The sequence below is a fragment of the Zoogloea sp. genome (assembly GCF_030157465.1).
Taxonomy (GTDB): Bacteria; Pseudomonadota; Gammaproteobacteria; order Burkholderiales; family Rhodocyclaceae; genus Zoogloea.
The window spans coordinates 1-18,071 of the sequence record NZ_JAOAUU010000002.1 but is presented as its reverse complement, the minus strand read 5'-3'; the positions used below and the strand labels follow the sequence as shown (position 1 = coordinate 18,071).

Below are 18,071 nucleotides of genomic sequence, written 5' to 3'. Positions count from 1 at the left end.
AGCCGGCCGGGGACTTGCCGGGCGGCCACCGCCTGGCGAAGCAGCCGACAGAGGGCCGCGGGGAGAGAGTTTTTCAGTCATGGCGAGGACTTTCTAGAATTCTTCCCATTCATCATCGATGTCATTCGCGACACTGCCAGCGGCCGTCCGTCGCACCTTGGGTACCGCAGCCACGGATCGCGGCGCCGCCGGACGGCTCGTCCGCTCGGGAAGGCGCGCAACATTGTCGCGAATTGCCGGCGTGGTTTCGAAGACCTGACCGCCTTCGGCTTTCAGGCGGAACATCGACACGGCACGAACAAGCGTACGGGACTGATCTTCGAGGCTTTCGGCCGCGGCGGCCGCCTCTTCGACCAGCGCCGCGTTCTGCTGCGTCACCTCGTCCATCTGGCCCACCGCCTGCGTCACCTGTTCGATCCCGCCGCTCTGCTCCTGGCTCGCCTCGGCAATCTCGGTGACCAGCGCCGACAGCCGCTGGAAGTTGGTCACCACTTCTTCCATCGTCTCGCCGGCTTCGTTCACCAGCTTGGCGCCGTCCTCTACCTTGTCCACGCTGTCGGCGATCAGCGCCTTGATCTCCCGTGCGGCCTGCGCGCTCCTCTGCGCGAGACTGCGCACTTCGCTTGCCACCACCGCAAAACCGCGGCCCTGCTCGCCCGCACGCGCGGCTTCCACTGCCGCGTTGAGCGCCAGGATGTTGGTCTGGAAGGCGATCGAGTCGATCACGCCGATGATGTCGGAGATCTTCTTCGAGCTTTCCTGGATCGAGCCCATCGTGCCGACCACCCGGTTCACCATCTCGCCGCCCTGCTCCGCCACCGCGTTGCTGGAGCTGGCCAGCTCCCGCGCCTGGCGGGCGTTGTCCGCGTTCTGCTTGACCGTTGCGTTGAGCTGCTCCATCGAGCTGGCGGTCTCTTCAAGGCTGCTGGCCTGCTCTTCGGTGCGCGCCGACAGGTCGGAGTTGCCCGCGGCAATTTCCTGCGCCGCGATGTTGATCGATTCGGAAGCCTCCTTGATCTGACCCACCACTTCACGCAGGCGCTCGACCGTCGTGTTGGTGTCATCCTTCAGCTGGCCGAAGGTGCCGCCGTAGTCGGCCGTGATCTTTTCCGTCAGGTCGCCACGGGCAATCGCGTTCATCACCCGGCCGAGGTCGTTCAGGCTGCGGGCGACGCCTTCCATCAGGCGGTTCATGCCGCTGGAAAGATCGAGGAAGAAGCCGGTCTTGCCGGCACTCTCGAGGCGCGCCGAGAAATCCCCATCGGCAGCCGCCGACACGATGGACTGGACTTCCGACTGGGCGGCCAGTTCGTCGGTGCGGTCACGCCATTCACCAACGGTACCGAGGCGCTCGCCGGTGGCGCTGACGATCGGGCTGGTCACCACATCGAAGGTGCGCCCGCCGATCATCATCTGGGTGCGCGTGGTCTGGTTCAGGGCGGCCAGACGCTTCAGCGCGGCATCCGGATCGGCATACAGCCGTCCGATGCTGCTGCCCACGAAGGTATTGACACTGAAGCCCGGTGCATCCTTGCAAATTTCGCTCTCGATGGCACGAATCGTCTTGAGGAGTGCCGGATTGGCGTAGATCACCAGGCCCTCGGGATCGGCGATCCGCACATTGGTCTCGACGCAGTCCAGCGCCTGGCGAATACGCGCATTCTCGTTGCCGATCCGCTGCTGCTCGGAAATATCGCTGCCCAGCCGGATCTGCATCGACTCCAGCGCATGCAGCACACGGCCGATTTCATCGCCGCGGCTCAGATCGATGAAGTTGTCGTAACGCCCACTGGCCACCTCCTGGGCAGTGCTGACCATGCCACGCAGAGGCCGGGCCACGAGGGTACGCATCAGCACGAAGATGAGCACCGCCAACACCAGCGCAGCAACAAAGCTCATCACCAGAAGCATGAAACCGATGTTGCGCGAGACACTTTCAAACTCATCCACGTAAGTGCCACCCGCAATGACCCAATTCCATTCGGGGAAGGTATCGAAGGCCACCACCTTATCCCGGGGGGAGCTTTCGCTCAGCTCGGCATTCAGCCAGGGGTAGTGAATCACGCCCTGCTTGCGCTCGAGGATTTCACGGATGAAGTGCCGGCCGCCCGCATCCTTGGATTCGAGGACGTTTTGCCCCTCCTTCGCCGGATGGACCACCAACGCACCGAAGTTCTTGCCGGGGGCCGAATCGAGCACGTAGGCGTAACCGGTGTCTCCAAAATGGACGGTCTTGATCTGCTTGTTCAGCGCAGCCATCTCTTCGGAGAACTTGCGGCCGACAAAGGTCGCGCCAATCACCTTGCCGCCGCTGTCCTTGATCGGTGCGTAGCCGGTGTAGGTATCGATGCCGAACAGCACCGCCTTGCCTATATAGCGCTCGCCGGCCATCAGGCGGGCGTAGGCCGGGTGGTCGTGAGCCAGTGGCGTACCCACCGCCCGCTCGCCGTTTTCCTTCTTCACCGACGTGGCCACCCGGTAAAACTCGTCACCCTTGCGGGCAAACAGGGTTGCCGTGGCGCCACTGGTTGCGGTAAAGCGATCGACCTCCTGGGTCCGCAGGTTCATGACCGTACCGCCATGCAGCAGCACCGGCATCCCGTCTCCGCTGGCATTGACGCTGAAGTTCTCGCCGAAGTTCGCGGCGAAGATGTCACCCAGTCTCTCGGTTTCCGCCCGCAGGCTCTGCGCCTTGGACTCCACCATGCTCCGCACCAGGCCGACCTTGTCACTCACGACCGCCAGGCCCTGCCCTTCCAGGGCGCGGTTCGCCCATTCGCGCATAACAAAGGAGCCGGCCCCCAGGATTACCGTCAGCGCCAGCGTCGCCGCCAGGGCGGCCCGCGTCGCAAGGGAGAGGCCACCGACCCAGGCTCTGACGCGCTGCAGCACGCCGGACGACTTCACCTGACCGTCAACAATCGTCTTGCCGCCGGCCTTGCCTTCACGGAACCGGGCATAGGCGGCCTCGGCCGCGCTGACCTTGTCTGCCGACGCCTTGCGCCGCACCGACATGTAGCCGGTAACCCGTCCGCCTTCGAAAATCGGTGAGGCATGGGCCTCGACCCAGTAATAGTCACCGTTCTTGCAGCGGTTCTTGACCATGCCAACCCACGGCCGCCCGTCCTTCAGAACACGCCAGAAATCCGCGAAGGCTTCGACCGGCATATCCGGATGGCGCACGATGTTGTGGGGCTGACCGAGCAATTCGCTTTCGGCAAAGCCGCTGATCACCATAAAGTCGTGGTTGACGTAGGTGATCTGCCCCTTCAGATCTGTCTTCGAGACGATCAGACAGTTCTCCGGCAGCTCGACCTCGCACTGCGTGACGGGCATGTTGATTTTCATTTGTCGTTCCTTATGGGCCAGGCCTTTTGATCAGACTCTGCTGTCTTTCAAGGCCATCAAGGCTTCAAAACTTGCACCGGACCTCAGCGGCCGATGAGACTTCACTGTTGAAACAGGGCGCTGCAAACAGCGTCCGGAAAACGTTCAGAACTCTTCCCATTCGTCTTCGGCAAGATTGGCGGCCTGCTGCCTGACTTTGGGCAGCGCCGTGCCAAGCCTCGCGGCCTTTGCCTCACGCACGGGTAGCGGCGAAACACGCCCGCCGGCAACCTTTACGGCAACGGGCCGCGACGCCGGTGCGGAGTCGCCATGGGTGTTCTTCATCTTGCGGATTTCATTGATTGTCTCGTCGGACAGCACGGTAAAGTCATTGAGCAGCACGCGCTTGGCACCCACTTCATCCCCCGCCAGCTTGGCGCGGATCACGCTGCCGGCGCAGCGATGGAAATCGGCGTGGCTCTTGCGCAGGCGACCAAAACCCTCTTCCGCGGCATGCCGCTGCCCTTCGCCGTGAATCCAGCAACCGAGCGCGCATTTGTCATCGCGGGAGACCACATCGGGGTCGAGGGCATCGCCCTCTCCGGCCAGGAAGCTGCGCAGCTTGTGCTTCCAGCTCATATGGGCCTGGATGACGCCATCGAAGTCCAGCGGAGACAGCGCCGCCGACGCACTACCGGCTTTCAGCTGGAAATGCGCCACCGAACGCACCAGCGACTGGGATTGCTCCTGGAGGCTTTCGGCCGCGGCGGCCGCCTCTTCGACCAGCGCCGCGTTCTGCTGCGTCACCTCGTCCATCTGGCCCACCGCCTGCGTCACCTGCTCGATCCCGCCGCTCTGCTCCTGGCTCGCCTCCGCAATCTCGGTCACCAGCGCCGACAGCCGCTGGAAGTTGGTCACCACTTCTTCCATCGTCTCGCCGGCTTCGTTCACCAGCTTGGCGCCGTCCTCTACCTTGTCCACGCTGTCGGCGATCAGCGCCTTGATCTCCCGTGCGGCCTGCGCGCTCCTCTGCGCGAGACTGCGCACTTCGCTTGCCACCACCGCAAAACCGCGGCCCTGCTCGCCCGCACGCGCGGCTTCCACTGCCGCGTTGAGCGCCAGGATGTTGGTCTGGAAGGCGATCGAGTCGATCACGCCGATGATGTCGGAGATCTTCTTCGAGCTTTCCTGGATCGAGCCCATCGTGCCGACCACCCGGTTCACCATCTCGCCGCCCTGCTCCGCCACCGCGTTGCTGGAGCTGGCCAGCTCCCGCGCCTGGCGGGCGTTGTCCGCGTTCTGCTTGACCGTTGCGTTGAGCTGCTCCATCGAGCTGGCGGTTTCTTCGAGGCTGCTGGCCTGCTCTTCGGTACGCACCGACAGGTCGGAGTTGCCCGCGGCAATTTCCTGCGCCGCGATGTTGATCGACTCCGACGCTTCCTTGATCTGACCCACCACATCACGCAGACGCTCGACCGTCGTGTTGGTGTCATCCTTCAACTGGCCGAAGGTGCCGCCGTAGTCGGCCGTGATCTTTTCCGTCAGGTCGCCACGGGCAATCGCGTTGAGAACGCGCGCCACGTCTTCGAGGTTGGTGGCAACGATGCCCATCAGGCGGTTCATGCCCTCCGAGAGGGTCACGAAGAAGCCGGTCTTGCCGCTCAGCGAGAGGCGGCGGGCAAAATCACCGGACACCGCAGCCTGCAACAGATCGGCCAGCTCATCCTCGGCCCGCACTTCACTGGTGCGATCCAGCCATTCGACAACTGTTCCCAGCCGCACGCCCTCGGCGTTCGACACCGGGTTGGCCACCAGCGAGAAAACTCGACCGCCAATCTTCACCTCGGCCTTGTGCTCGCCGGTGAGGCGCCCCAACACGTTGCGCTGGTGGGACGGATTCTTGTGGAAGTTATCGAAATTGCGCCCCAGCAGGCCTTCTGCACTGAAGGCAGGCAGCTCCTTGCGTATGTCGCTCTCGGCACCGCGCAACATGACGAGCACCGCTTCGTTGCAGTAAACAATCTGGCCATCGTTGTCGGCCAGCATGATGTTGGTGGAAGCCTTGTCGAGTGCGTTACGCACCCGCAGGTTGGTCGCAGCCACTTCCGCGTCGGCCTTGATCTTGGCCTGCAGGCTGGTTTGCATGCCGTTGAGGGCATTAGAGATTTCACCAAAAGCATCGTGCGACGACACCGAGAGGCGCTCATCCAGCCGACCCTGGGCAATCCGCCCGACCCCCGCCTGAATCTGGCCAATAGCGTCGAGCATGGCGCGACGCAGGCCGAGGAACAGGTAGCCCGCCACCAGCAGGCTGACGAGAATCACGCCAAAGGCCAGCGTGCGGACCCGCTCAAGACGGGACAGGCGCTCGGCCAGGCGCAGGTCGAACTCTCGCGCCGCCACGTCGAAAAGCGCGTAGGCCCCATCCACAGCCTGGGTGCCGGCCTCGAAGACTCGGGCAGGAACAATGTCGATTTCTGCCGGCTTGAGCAGCCGGGTATCGATCAGTTCGACAAAACCCAGCAAGGCCGCATCAAGCGGCTTGATGACGTCGCCGAGAAGAGCCCGCAGACCTGCATCAACGCTGCCGGCCTTGCGCACCGCAGCCTCGACGGCACTGCGCCCGTCGGTCATGCGCCGCACCAGCACGCTCATTTCGACGCGTTCGGCTTCAGTCAGTTTCTGACGAGTGGCCTGACCGGAACCCATTGCCCGCGCGCGCCCGGCATCCTCGGCCAAGGCAGGCAGACGGGTCGAAAAAATGTCCATCAGGTAGTAGGTTTCGAGCTCAGGATCGAGGGTGGCGTTGGTCTTGTCGGCGACGCTGGCGATGAAATCCCGGACGAGTGCAATATATTCGCTGTGCATCCGGAAGCTCTCCGGCCCGCTGACCGTCACCGCGCGGGACTGGACCGCATCCCAGCCATTACGGATCGCCTGCCACTCGGTGGCACTGCCGACGCTTTCCCCGAGCTGCGTGTTGATGGCATCGCCCGCCTTGAGGGCCGCATCCGCTTGCCCCCGCAATTCGCCAAGGCGGCCAGCCTGCGCCGCGTTGCCACCGATCACGGCTTGCGACACGCCACGATGCGCCTGCACCGCCTGCATCAGCTGACGCGCCGGCATCACAACCTGCACGGTCTGCGTCTCCTTGCGGGCAAAATCGATATCACCCTGAACGCGGTTGATCAGCATGTAAGCCAGCACGACGACGGGCACCATCGCCACCAGACCGAGAAGGGCCAGTTTGCCCTGTACCGACAGACGGTTCATTACACCGATGGCGGGAGAGAGAATTCCACTCATGACATTCACTTTCGGCTTGGGTATTGATCGGCAGGTGCCAACTCGGCCTTAATTGGCGACTTCGTCAACCAGCGCCATTTCGCTGGAAAGCATCAGGCGCTCGATATCCACAACGATCAACATCCGTTCGCCGAGCGCACCGAGGCCCCTGATGTAGGCGGTGTCGACCGATGAGGCGAAATCCGGCGCAGGGCGGATCTGCTCGGGCTGCAGGGAGATCACGTCGGACACCGCATCCACCACCATACCGACCACGCGTCCGCCGATATTGAGGATGATCACCACGGTGAATGGGGTGTACTCGGCTACCCCGACGGCAAACTTGATGCGCAAATCGACGATCGGCACGATCGTTCCGCGCAGGTTGATGACACCCTTGATGAAGCTGGGCGCGTTGGCAATGGTGGTGACTGCGTCATACCCGCGAATTTCCTGCACCTTGAGAATATCAATCGCATATTCTTCGGCACCGAGGGTGAAGGTCAGGAGCTCCTGGGCAAAGCCGGAGACTTCCGACTCCAGGGCGGCAGCGGTCTGGGTAGCCTGCAGCATAGGGATAGTCCTCGTTAGGAATGATTCATTTACGGCAGCGCGATTTCTTTCTGAAGGCGTCTCGCCGCACCGGAATACAGACAAAACAAAGGCCGCCCGAAGGCGGCCCTGACCCGGCAGCAACGGCCGGAAAGCACTGCAAAATCATCAGGCGGCGGCCGGCATGACCCTCCGCGCCATACCCACGAGCATCGGAACATCCAGGATCAGCGCAACCCGGCCATCTCCCATGATGGTTGCCCCGCCCACGCCCGGCACGCGCCGGTAATTGGCCTCCAGGCTCTTGATGACCACCTGGTGCTGTCCGATAAGCTGGTCGATGAAGAGCGCCGCACTCTGGCCGTCGGCTTCGAGTACGACCATGATTCCCTTTGACCAGTCAGTGATCGCCCCCTGGATGTGGAAGACGTCGTGCAGGCAGACCACGGGCAGGTATTCGCCACGCACCTGAATCAGGCGCTCGACCCCCGAGACGCTCTTCATCATGCCGCGCTCGGGCTGCATGGACTCCATCACGTAGCCCAGCGGGATGATGTAGGTTTCCTTGCCTACGCCCACGCTCATGCCATCGAGGATCGCCAGCGTAAGCGGCAGGCGCACGGTGATGCGGGTGCCCACACCGGTCACCGAGTCGAGCTCGATGCGGCCGCCCATCGCAGAGATGTTCTTCTTGACCACATCCATGCCGACGCCACGCCCCGACACTTCGGTCACCTGCTCGGCCGTCGAAAAGCCCGGCTCCATGATCAGCTGCCAGACTTCCTGGTCGGTCATCGCGTCAGTCACCGGCATGCCGCGCTCCTTGGCCTTGGCCAGAATGCGGGCGCGATTCAGGCCGGCGCCGTCATCACCCACTTCAATGACGATATTTCCACTCTGGTGATAGGCCGAAAGGGTGATCGTGCCGGTTTCCGGCTTACCGGCTGCGCGACGCCTTTCGGGCGTTTCGAGACCATGATCGAGGCTGTTGCGAACCAGGTGGGTGAGCGGATCGGTGATTCGCTCGACCAGACTCTTGTCCATTTCAGTGGTTTCACCGATCGTCTTCAGTTCGACCTGCTTGCCGAGCTTCTGCGACAGATCGCGCACGACCCGCGGGAAGCGGCTGAAAACCACCGAGATCGGCATCATCCGGATCGACATCACGGATTCCTGCAAATCGCGGGTATTACGCTCCAGCTGGGCCAGTCCGTTGATCAGACGCTCGAAAATGACCGGGTCCACGTTGCTGGCAGCCTGGGTCAGCATGGCCTGGGTAATCACCAGTTCGCCAACCAGGTTGATCATCTGGTCCACCTTCTCGACACTGACCCGGATCGAACCGCTATCACTGGCTGCCGGGCGGGCAGCGGGCTTCTTGGCCACGGCAGCCACCGCCACCGGTGCAGGCGAAACCTCAACGGGTGAAGCCGGCTCCGGCTCGGCGGCCGGCACCGCCACCGGCTCGAAGAAACCATAGGCCGTTTCTTCAGGCACAGCCGCAGCAGGTGCGCCCGGCAAAGAAGGCAGCTCGGTGAAGAAACCGTAAGGCTCGGCAACCACCGGCAGATCGGAGAAAAAGCCGTAGGCTTCGCCACCCGACGAGCCCGCGGCCTCGGGCAAGGGCTCAAACAGGCCGTAAGCCTCCTCGACAGGGGCAAGCACGTCGTCGAAAAAACCGTAGGCCTCGCCTTCGTCAGCGGAGCTGCCGAAGGCTTCGATGCGTACCGAAGCCGCATCGGCAACAAAATCGATCACTCCGCACAGCGTGTCCGCATCCACCTCGGTAATGATCCGCAGGTGGCATTCGCGATTTGCGGGTGTCGGTGCAGCGAGGGTTTCCACCAGGCCGAAACTGCCCAGCTCGTCCACCAGATGGCCAAAACCATCGACCGCTGCAGTGGAATCGCCGGAGAGGGTGAAATACAGGTCGAAGCCCGTCGAGCAAACCGGCGCGGACACAACCCTGGCAGCAGGGGCTGGAGCCGGTGGAGGCGCAGAGGGGGCCTCAAGGGCACGACACAGGGCCTCGAGACGGTGGCAGATGGCCTCTGCCGCCGCACGATCCGCTTCGTCCTCGCCCCGGTGGGCTGCCAGCAGGTTTTTCAATACATCACCGGCCACCAGCGAGGCGTCCACCATATCGTCGGTGAGCGGCGCTTCGCCCTTGCGCACCCGATCGAGCATGGTTTCGAGAATGTGCGTGACTTCCATCATGTCCTGGAAGCCGAACGTTCCGCTCGAGCCCTTGATGGAATGCGCAGCCCTGAAGAGGGCGTTCACTTCCTCCGTGTCCGGCGCAGCCGGATCGATGGCAAGCAGCAATGCTTCCATGCTTGCCAGGTGTTCGGCGGCTTCCTCGAAGAACACCTGATAGAACTGGCTCATGTCTATGGCCATGCGTATCTCCCGTGATGCACCACTCGCCGGCGTCGGCTTAGCCAATGACTTTTTTGACCACCTCGATGAGCTTTTGCGGATCGAAAGGCTTCACGAGCCACCCGGTGGCACCTGCGGCCCGGCCCTGGGATTTCATCGCATCGGACGATTCCGTGGTCAGCATCAGGATCGGCACCGTCCGATAGTTCGGCATGGCCCGCAAGGACTTGATAAGCGACAAACCGTCCATGCGGGGCATGTTCTGATCGGTGAGCACCAGATTGAAGGCCTTGGACTTCGCCTTGTCGAGGCCATCCATGCCATCGACAGCCTCGACCACTTCGTAGCCGGCGCTTTTCAGCGTGAAGGACACCATCTGCCGGATGGAGGCAGAATCATCAACGGTAAGTACGGTTTTGGCCATTGTCATTTCCTAGAGTTCTAAAGCTAAAACAAGTCGATGTCGCCATGCGAAACATCCTGCTGGCTCACCGGACCGCCCCCGAGCCGTTCGCCGAGGGTGGAAAGTTGTATCCGGGTTGCTTCGGCAGCACGCTTCAGGGGCTCGACATCGCCCGAAACCATGGCCTGCTGCATCAGGCCTGCGAGAGATCCGAACTCCACCAGCACCTGACTGAGTCCGTCCACCCGCCGATCCACATGCCCGATAAGCTGGGAAACCAGATCCTGAAACTGCAGCGCAGTTACGGCTCGATGCACTTCGGCATCCATGACCTTTGCATGCTGACCGAGGCTCACGATGGCCCTGCCACGCTGCTGGTTGATGTCCTCCAGCGAAACCAGCACCTGCTGGACCTGCTGTTTCGATTCAAGCGCGAAATTCATGTCCGTCGAGGCAAGTCGCTCAATTGCGTTTTCGGCGCCTCTCACGCCTTCCCGCATGGACGTCATGACCACAGAGATCTGCTGACTGAACTGGGCGGTGCGGGTAGATAGGTCGCGCACCTCGTCGGCAACCACGGCAAACCCCCGACCGGCCTCGCCCGCCCTCGCTGCCTCGATGGCGGCATTGAGCGCTAGCAGATTGGTCTGCTTGGAAATGTTGGCGATCTCGCCGAGAAAGCCTTCAACTTCACTTGCACGCTTGGAAATACGGTCGGTCAGTTCGACAAGCTCCATGCCGAGCTTGCTGTTCATGATCACGTTATCAACGACCCGCTGCATCACCCCCGCGGTATTCGACACAAACTCGTCAAAACCCGCCGCGCCCTGTTTGTCGTCGTCGTCCTGAGCCAGACTGACAGCAATGGTCTGCTGGGCGTGGGTCGCCTCGAGCAGGCCATTGAAACTCCCCATCAACGAAGCGATGGCCGCGCTCAAAATCTCTTGCACCCGATCGGCCTCTTCGCGAATCGCCTGATGCTGCTGCTGAACCGCCACCACAAATTCGCGCTGAACGTCTTCCACGGCAGCCAGCACCTCCGGCGAGGACACCTGCCTGCCCGCATCCTCGGCCAACGCCCCGGCCACGGGCAAACGCACCATCAGCGCAGCCCAGCCGAGTGCTGTCACAGCCTGTACCGCGACAGTGCTCAGAGCACTCGCTTGAAAGTAAACCGCGACACCCAGCACAGCACCCGACCACAACAGTCCAAGCACCAGTGCAGTTGTCCGGGAGGATTTCATGATCATTTGTTCAAGTTCGTAACAGTGGGGGACATATCGTCACTCACAGGCCAATTCTTTAGGGCGCCCGCGGGGCCGGGCGGGGCGGAGCGACCAGACCCGAGCGGATATCGCCCACATCCACGCCATCTTCTGCACTCACGTCGATTTTCTTTCCGCCACTGCGCATTGCCGCTTCGGCCTGCTTGTTGAGGACAATGATGCTGATCCGGCGGTTGATGGCCCCACTGGGATTGGCCGGGTCCAGTGGCAGCGTATCGGCCAGACCGATCACCCGGACCATCTTCCCTTCAGCCAGGCCACCGGCAACCAGCTCGCGTCGCGAGGCATTGGCCCGATTGGCCGAAAGCTCCCAGTTCGAGAAGCCCCTTTCACCCCCTGCATAGCGGGTCGAATCGGTATGCCCCGACAAGCTCACATTGTTGTCGACGCCATTCAGCGTCATGCCGATTGCACGCAGCAACTCCTGGGTATAGGGCCGCAGGGTGGAACCGGATGACTCGAACATCGGACGGTTCTGCTCATCCACGATCTGGATGCGCAAGCCTTCCGTCGTGATATCGAGCAGCAACTGGTTCTTGAATGGTCGCAAACTGGGACTGGCCTCGATGATCGCCTCGATCTGCCCCTTCAGGTCTTCGAGCTTGGCGCGCTCCTTGCGCTCATCCGCCTTCTTTGCAGCATCCGCCGCCCCCTCATCACCGCTCGCCTTCGGCGCCCCCTTGGCTGCCTCGATGTTCAGGGAGCGCTTGCCATCCACGTCGCCGCGCTTGACCTGGCCGACCGAACGGGTCAGATCCTGACCACCGCCGGCGATCGGGCTGGTCGCATCGCCCGCGCCGGAGCCACCGCTCATCGCAACCTTTAACGGGGAATTGAAAAAGTCGGAAATACCCTTGAGGTCGCCCTGGGCGGTCGAGCCCAGCAGCCACATCAGCAGGAAGAACGCCATCATGGCCGTCACGAAGTCCGCGTAGGCGATCTTCCACGCCCCGCCGTGGGCACCACCACCGCCCTTTTTTATCTTCTTGACGACGATTGGCTGTTGGGTATCGTCACTCATGGCATCGGTCCGGCTGGCCAGGAAGGCTGCGGCACTTCACGCCGCATCATCGGGGCGTCCATCACTTCTTGCTCTTGATCGCCTCTTCCAGCTCGGCAAACCCCGGCCGGTCGGCAGAGAACAACACCTTGCGACCAAACTCCACCGCCACCTGGGGCGCGTAACCGTTCATGCTGGCCAGCAACACGGCCTTCATGCACTGGTAGATCTTGCCGCCTTCCTCGACCTTGCTTTCCAGCTGGCCCGCCACCGGAGCCACAAAACCGTAAGCCACCAGAATACCGAGGAAGGTGCCGACCAGCGCACCACCGATCATCTTGCCGAGCACCGCCGGCGGCTGGCCGACCGAGCCCATCACGTTCACCACACCCATCACCGCCACCACGATACCGAACGCCGGTACCCCGTCGGCGACCTTGGAGACCACGTGCACCGGCATATGGGCTTCGTGGTGGTGGGTTTCCATCTCGATGTCCATCAGATTTTCAATCTCGAAAGCGTTCAGGTTGCCGCCCACCATCATGCGCAGGTAGTCACAGAGGAAATCCACCGCATGGTGATCGGCCGTGAAAGCTGGATATTTCGACAGGATCGGGCTGCCCTCGGGATTCTCGATGTCGCCTTCGATGGACATCAAGCCTTCCTTCCTGACCTTGGCCAGGATTTCGTAAAGCATGCACAGCACGTCGATATAAAACGCCTTGTTGTAAGGCGAACCCTTGAAGATCGTAGGCAAGGCAGCGATTGTCGACTTGATGGCCTTCGGCCCGTTACCGGCGACAAAGCCGCCAAGGGTCAGGCCGACAATCGCGATGTACTCGGTCGGCACCCACAGGGCACCCAGACTGCCGTGCACCGCGTAGGTGCCCAAGGCAGAAGCCAGGATGATGACGTAGCCGATGATCAGAAACATCGTCGAAACCTCAGTCGATAGGCGGGCCGGCAGAGCGCCCGCAAAGGTGCGTTATTCTTCAAAGGCGATATCGGCCCTGCCTGCCGAAACTTGAGCCCTAAAAGCAAGTATGTCGTCACCTGAAAAGCGTAAAAAAAAGCCGCCGGAAAAATCCGACGGCATAACCTCTTCAACATTCGAGAGGGAGGGTCAGGATGCCGCGGCCTCCGCTCCAGCCTGCACGCGCCGGGTCTTGCCCGCGCGGGAAGGGATATGGCAAAGACCGCAGACGTAATCGTGGGTTGGATCAAAGGCGTGGGCGACGAACTCTCCGCCACAACACGTGCAGCGCGCCGACTGAAGAAGCTTCGCGTCGAAGAAACGGATCAAGGTCCAGGCTCGTGTCAGCGACAGCACCTGCTCCATCTCGAACGACTCGATGTGCTCGTTGTACAGGCGGTAGGCATGCACTACAGCGTCAAGCCCCTGCAACTTGGCGTGAGTCTTCACGAAACGGAAGAGCGCCATGAACAGCGAAGCATGAATGTTCGGCTGCCACGACATGAACCAGTCTGTCGAGAAGGGCAGCATGCCTTTCGGTGGCGAAACGCCCTTCACTTCCTTGTAAAGCTTGAGAAGACGCTCGCGACTGATCGAGGTTTCGACCTCCAGCATCTGCATGCGGGCACCCAGGCGAATCAAATCGACTGCCTTCTGAATATCCTGCGCTTCCTGCAGCACGCTCTTGTTACGCACGATCAGCCCTCCCCGATTCAGCCATGGAATCAGGCGAGGTGCTCGACCGGCCGGCCTGCTGCAAGGATCGCGGCATGCAGGTGGGCGGCCCCACGTTCGCGGCCGTGGGAAGAAAGCAGATCCACCAGCATGGTGTCGTTGAAACGGAACTGGCAAAGCAGCATGTTTGAATTGGCCATCCGGAGCACCTGCGCCGAACTCAGCCCTTCGAGCACTTCGGCAACCTCGTCGCCAATTCCAAGGCGATAGATTGCAGCGGCCCTGTCTTCCCGCAGCATCTGCTGGGCCAGCATCAGGTAGGCAAGATTCAGCTCCCTGATCTCGTCGTGCATACCATTGGCGCGCATGATCATCTCCTCGGCAAACCTCTATTTATGTGCGGCAAATTCTGCCGTTTACCGGCAATATCCGCCATTCGAGGGCTTCGGAAAATTACGTAGGGGCAAACACGTAAACAAAAGTAGGGAAACGACTGATGCAACCGCCTACAATGGGCAAATCCTAGTCAAACTTTATCGGCGCACCCTCCGGCCGGCCCCACAAAGCGGCTTCAGCGAGGCGGAATGAGCGGCCCAGGACGAAGCGACTGCGCCGTCATGATCCGGTTACGTCCCTTGTTCTTGGCCAGATAGAGAGCTTGATCCGCGCGCTTTATGAGTGCATCGGGATCCGTCATCACGGTATCTCGGGTTGCCACACCGATGCTCACGGACATGTGGTGGGTTTGCCCCCCGGCGGCGAGCGGAGCGCTTTCCACTGCAAAACGAACCCTTTCGGCGCACGCCAATGCAGCGTCCAGGCCTGAATCTGGACAGATCACCAGGAACTCGTCCCCTCCGGTCCGCGCGACGATATCCTGGGCACGGAGCGCCCCCTTTATCGACGCAGCCACCTGCCGCAAAACAGCATCGCCCACATCGTGGCCATGCGAATCGTTGTAGGTCTTGAACTGGTCCACGTCGATGACCATGCCCGACAAGGGGCGACGGGTACGCGACGACACCGACCACTCTTGCTGTATCCGCTCGATTGCATAGCGCCGGTTTGGAAAGCCGGTCAGGGAGTCGGTCAGCGCCACTTCCTGCAGGCGGCGATTGGATACCGCGAGTTCGGCTGCGAAGCGACGAATCTCCTCACGGTCCCGGTCAAGCTCCTGCTGCAGGCGAATGACACGCTGGCCGGCGCGCAGACGTGCCGCGAGAACCCGAGGATTGATCGGCTTGTTCATGAAATCATCGACGCCGTTCTCGAAGGCCTCGATCAGCCGATCGTCATCCTCGAGCCCCGTCATGATCAGGATGTAGATGCTGCGCCCGATCTTTGTCTGGCGTAGCGCCCGGGTCAGCTCCAGACCATTCATTTCGGGCATCACCCAATCGACGATCATCAGCTGCGGCTGGAATTCCAGCGCCATTTCCATTCCGGCACGCCCGTCGGCGGCCTCGATAACCTGATGCCCCACCGTTTCCAGAACCTTGCGCACCAGCCCACGCATTGATCCGTCGTCATCGACGACCAGCACCCGCATCGGCTGCAGTACTCCCGCCGAAAGAGCCAGTTGCTCACCACCATGCTGTGTCTGGGTGACCGTCTGAAGCCGCGGTTCCGCATCGTGCTTTATCGCACGCTCCCTGGCCACGGTGGCAAGACTGGCGGCAATGGCCTCGCCACGACTGGCCAACTCACTGAACGGGGGAATTTCGAGCGTTTCAAGTTCGAGCAGGCTGCCCCATGCTTGCCACTCCCTCACCACGCCATCGCACAGATCGTTAACCGTTGCCGCGTCCAGGGAGAGGCGGGTACCGATTTCGAAAAGACGGCTCATCAAATTCGGCCGCTCGGCCTCCTCGGCCAGAAAGACCTCAGCCACAAACGAAGCCAGGTGCAAAGAGTGCACAATGACGAACTCCCGCGAGCCGTCTGCATAGCCCGACTCTTCCGGCACTTCCGCAAAATAGGCAGGCTCATGAAAGATTCGTGGCAGGCCCCAGTCGGCCAGCATTGCCGAAGCAAGCTCCCGGTGGTTCAGCGCAAACGCTCTCTGTTCCAGCGCCACCAACGGCACATCCCGATATTCCACCGTTTGCTGCAACACCTTGCCGTAATCCTGGGGGTACAGCGTGGCAAGCGCCAACTCGCCGATCCTGACCAGCAGACCAAGACAGAACGTCTCCTCCGCCGCTGCCACACGGGTGCGCTGCGTAATGGCCTGCATCGCCAGCGCGTACACGAGGCACCCCGTCCAGTAACGACCGTAATCGAAGCTCTTGCAGTTTCCGTCTCGATAGCTCGACAGCAGGGAAAAGCCCAGCGCCAGAGTCCGCACGGCAGGCAGGCCAAGCACCATAAGAGCCTCCTGGACGGACACGATGGCACGCCGGTTATAGCCTGTCAGACCGTTCGCCGCCTTGATAAGGCGTCCGACAAAGGCCGGGTCGGTCTTGATAACCCGCGCCAGATCACCCATCGAACTGTCTTCCTGCTGAATCAGCCTGATGATCGCCAGCGCAACACCCTTAGGCGAAGGCAAGTCACCGGAAGCCTTCAAGTGTTCGAACTTCGTGACGTCGAGTGGCACAACCATTTAAATTCCCGTCAATTTTTGCAGCTGGACGCTACCTGTCAGGCTTTATCGGAAAAAGCGGCCCACTCTTGAGTCGCCCCTCGCCGCAGAATACCGGACATCGCAAGCACAAGCCGCGCCTTGAATTAGAATTACAGCACTGTCCACGCACGCTCCAATGCCATGAACTTTTGCTCCCACTGCGGCGCCCCGGTAAGCCTCAAGGTTCCCCCCGGCGACAACCTCCCCCGGCACATCTGTGAAGCATGTGGCACGATTCACTACCAGAATCCAAAAGTAGTTGTAGGCGCCATCGCTACGTGGGAAGACAAAATTCTGATGTGCAGACGGGCCATCGAACCGCGCTATGGCATGTGGACGCTACCTGCCGGATTCATGGAGAACAATGAAACCAGCGGGGAAGCAGCACTGCGCGAAACACTGGAAGAAGCAGGCGCGCGGGTCGAGCTAGGTCCGATGTTCTCCTTTGTCGACCTTCCGCACATCAGCCAGATTCACATAATCTACCGGGCAAAACTATTACACCTCGACTTCAATCCCGGAGAAGAATCCCTCGAAGCAGCGCTCGTCAGCGAAGCCGAAATTCCGTGGAACGAAATTGCATTCCGCTCGATCGATTACACCCTTAAATGTTTCTTCGAGGACAGGCGTCGCGGCAAGTTCGATCTTCACAGCACCGCACTCAGCATTCCGGCACCAGGCACATTCCGCTAAAACCACCCGCCGGCAATCCGTGTTGAAACCGAAAATCATTTCCCCACCGATTCGAACACAACAGGCAGACGCAATGAAACATCCCCAACCGGCCCCGCATCGGAAACAGGAACCACATGCACTGCCCGGGCCAACAAAGCCACGGCCTCGTTATCCAGTTGTTCAAACCCACTTGAACGGGAAAGCGTAACCTGCGGAACGCTCGTCGAGCCAGAAAAACGGACATCGACCACCGCCGTTCCAATCAAGCCGTCATCCGCTGAAATAGCGTCAGCCCTAAGCCTGATGGCGGCAGCCGCCAGTGCAATCCGATAACGAGCAAGGGAGCCGGTTTCGGATATCGGCGAACCACCCGTTTGCCCCCGAGACGGTGCGTCGCCTTTCCCGGTGGAATTCGCCCCAGACTCGCCTGCAATGGGTGCGGCCTCTGGCACGCCGCCACGCCCCAACTCCGGCAAGCCCTTGCCAGCCCCAACATTCCGCAGCGCCCCACTCTTGACTTCGATACGTGTCGACATATATGAAGGCTCAGGAGTTGAAGCTGGCTGCGTAGCGTCTTTCTCACCCAGATCTGATACACCAGGGTCTGAAACAGCGGGGACAAGCCGCACACTGAAAACGGCTAGCCCCGCTCCTTGAAGCCTGGACTGAGGTGACGGCCAGAAAACAGCAAGGTGCAAAAGAAAGGAAACACCCAGAATCAGGATCCAGTGACGCCATCTCATACCACGCCATCCTAAAATTTTTGTAGACGAGCAAAGCCCCGCAGAGATTTTCTGCGGGGCTTTGAGTATGTGTGAGTCTGACGATGACCTACTTTCACGCACGCGAGTGCACTATCATTGGCGCGGTCTCGTTTCACGGTCCTGTTC

Annotated in this window: 13 protein-coding genes; 1 reads left to right on the top strand and 12 read right to left on the bottom strand. The window is 61.2% G+C overall.

Annotation, left to right across the window (positions count from 1 at the left end; all coding sequences use genetic code 11):
- Positions 1 to 93 precede the first annotated feature (93 nt).
- The 11 genes from Q1W26_RS00230 to Q1W26_RS00170 form a co-directional block, all read right to left on the bottom strand.
- Positions 94 to 3,348 carry a Cache 3/Cache 2 fusion domain-containing protein gene (locus Q1W26_RS00230; protein WP_300434279.1) on the bottom strand — a complete coding sequence of 1,085 codons (3,255 nt, stop codon included), beginning with the start codon at positions 3,346 to 3,348 and terminating at the stop codon, positions 94 to 96.
- 144 nt (positions 3,349 to 3,492) lie between these two features.
- Complete coding sequence (locus Q1W26_RS21460) at positions 3,493 to 6,633, bottom strand: methyl-accepting chemotaxis protein (protein WP_366143622.1); 3,141 nt, start codon at positions 6,631 to 6,633, stop codon at positions 3,493 to 3,495.
- A 48-nt stretch (positions 6,634 to 6,681) separates the two neighbouring features.
- The gene (locus Q1W26_RS00210; protein ID WP_300434277.1) at positions 6,682 to 7,185 is read right to left on the bottom strand and encodes a chemotaxis protein CheW; all 504 of its coding nucleotides are present in this window, start codon (positions 7,183 to 7,185) and stop codon (positions 6,682 to 6,684) included.
- 147 nt (positions 7,186 to 7,332) lie between these two features.
- Positions 7,333 to 9,564 (bottom strand): chemotaxis protein CheW, encoded by a 2,232-nt coding sequence (locus tag Q1W26_RS00205; RefSeq protein WP_300434275.1) that lies wholly within the window; start codon positions 9,562 to 9,564, stop codon positions 7,333 to 7,335.
- Positions 9,565 to 9,601: 37 nt separating this feature from the next.
- A complete protein-coding gene (locus Q1W26_RS00200) occupies positions 9,602 to 9,967 on the bottom strand; it encodes a response regulator (protein ID WP_300434272.1) in 366 nt (121 codons plus the stop codon).
- A 23-nt stretch (positions 9,968 to 9,990) separates the two neighbouring features.
- On the bottom strand, positions 9,991 to 11,196 hold the full coding sequence (locus Q1W26_RS00195) for a methyl-accepting chemotaxis protein (protein ID WP_300434269.1): 1,206 nt from the start codon (positions 11,194 to 11,196) through the stop codon (positions 9,991 to 9,993).
- A 52-nt stretch (positions 11,197 to 11,248) separates the two neighbouring features.
- Positions 11,249 to 12,253: a flagellar motor protein MotB gene (gene motB / locus Q1W26_RS00190; RefSeq protein WP_300434267.1), complete on the bottom strand. Its 1,005-nt coding sequence runs from the start codon at positions 12,251 to 12,253 to the stop codon at positions 11,249 to 11,251.
- Between the two features lie 61 nt (positions 12,254 to 12,314).
- Positions 12,315 to 13,166: a flagellar motor stator protein MotA gene (motA, locus tag Q1W26_RS00185; RefSeq protein ID WP_300434264.1), complete on the bottom strand. Its 852-nt coding sequence runs from the start codon at positions 13,164 to 13,166 to the stop codon at positions 12,315 to 12,317.
- Positions 13,167 to 13,355: 189 nt separating this feature from the next.
- Positions 13,356 to 13,901, bottom strand: coding sequence for a flagellar transcriptional regulator FlhC (gene flhC, locus Q1W26_RS00180; RefSeq protein WP_300434261.1), 546 nt, complete (start codon positions 13,899 to 13,901; stop codon positions 13,356 to 13,358).
- A gap of 29 nt (positions 13,902 to 13,930) precedes the next feature.
- Complete coding sequence (gene flhD, locus Q1W26_RS00175) at positions 13,931 to 14,248, bottom strand: flagellar transcriptional regulator FlhD (protein WP_300434258.1); 318 nt, start codon at positions 14,246 to 14,248, stop codon at positions 13,931 to 13,933.
- A 203-nt stretch (positions 14,249 to 14,451) separates the two neighbouring features.
- The gene (locus Q1W26_RS00170; RefSeq protein ID WP_300434255.1) at positions 14,452 to 16,485 is read right to left on the bottom strand and encodes a diguanylate cyclase; all 2,034 of its coding nucleotides are present in this window, start codon (positions 16,483 to 16,485) and stop codon (positions 14,452 to 14,454) included.
- Between the two features lie 162 nt (positions 16,486 to 16,647).
- Between Q1W26_RS00170 and Q1W26_RS00165 the strand changes: the two genes are divergently transcribed.
- Positions 16,648 to 17,199 carry an NUDIX hydrolase gene (locus Q1W26_RS00165; protein WP_300434252.1) on the top strand — a complete coding sequence of 184 codons (552 nt, stop codon included), beginning with the start codon at positions 16,648 to 16,650 and terminating at the stop codon, positions 17,197 to 17,199.
- 35 nt (positions 17,200 to 17,234) lie between these two features.
- On the opposite strand, the gene Q1W26_RS00160 is transcribed toward Q1W26_RS00165, so the two are convergent.
- Positions 17,235 to 17,717: an energy transducer TonB gene (locus tag Q1W26_RS00160; RefSeq protein ID WP_300434249.1), complete on the bottom strand. Its 483-nt coding sequence runs from the start codon at positions 17,715 to 17,717 to the stop codon at positions 17,235 to 17,237.
- Between the last annotated feature and the right edge of the window lie 354 nt (positions 17,718 to 18,071).